General features: G+C 67.8%; 1 pseudogene. It reads right to left on the minus strand.

Annotated elements, in window-relative coordinates:
• Nucleotides 1-873, minus strand: a pseudogene (locus tag A5780_RS41350) (hypothetical protein); the annotation flags it as partial.

An 873-nucleotide genomic window follows, 5' to 3' on the forward strand; every position in this document is an offset into this window, starting at 1 on the left:
GTCCGGCGTCGACGTCGTCGACAATCGTGACGAGCTGGCTGCGCTCGATGTCGGCCAGGCCGTGCTGGAGTGTGGCGACCGCGACGATCTCGTCGCCCCGCTCGCGCAGCCGCTCGATGGTCGCGGCGGTTTCGTCACCGACACCCCAGGTCTCGGGACTTTCGTCGGAGAGGTCGTTCTCGGCGACGTAGTCCGCGATTGCTCGAATGTCTTCGACATCGCCTGCGAGAAGGAAGATCTCCTCGTTGATCTGCTCGCGGTTGGCGTAGCCGGGCCACAGTCGCGTACTGGGCTCGCGTCCGGCGCGGATCGCCTTACCGGCTTCACGGACCTGGGCCTGGTCGGCCGCGGTCATCACCGAGATCTCGGCGGCCATCTTCTGCGCGTTGACGTAGCCCTCGGCGAATCCGCCCAGCAGTTCCGGGATCCGGCCGCGCGCTTCTTCGCCCGGGTCGACCCACACCGGCGAGGCGAGAAGGTCGATGTCTCGGGTGTCTCCGGTGAGGTAGTCGACGACGAAGTCGACGCGGGTGCGGTCGTCTGTGGTGAGGCCGGCCGCATCCAGATCGGTGTCGAGCTGCGCGCGCCGCTGCTCGGCAGACGACAACGCGTAGGTGGGGGCTTCGTCGAGGCTTTCCCCGCGCCACCGCAGCAGTGCCTGCCCGACAACGGGTTTGGCTTCCGGGGCCAGTGGCAGGTCCTCGATGATCCCGATGGCCGCGCTCTGGCGTGCGAACAGCGCCGCCGCCTGCGCGCGGCTCTGGGCTCCGATTGCGTCGAAGTCGGGATCGATGCCGACCTGCATCTGCTCGGTGTCGATGTTCACGCCCCACTGGTGGGCGAAGGCGTCGCACAGTTCGGTCAGTTTCTGGT

The organism is Nocardia sp. 852002-20019_SCH5090214 (genome assembly GCF_001665865.1).
GTDB classification, from domain to species: domain Bacteria; phylum Actinomycetota; class Actinomycetes; order Mycobacteriales; family Mycobacteriaceae; genus Nocardia; species Nocardia nova.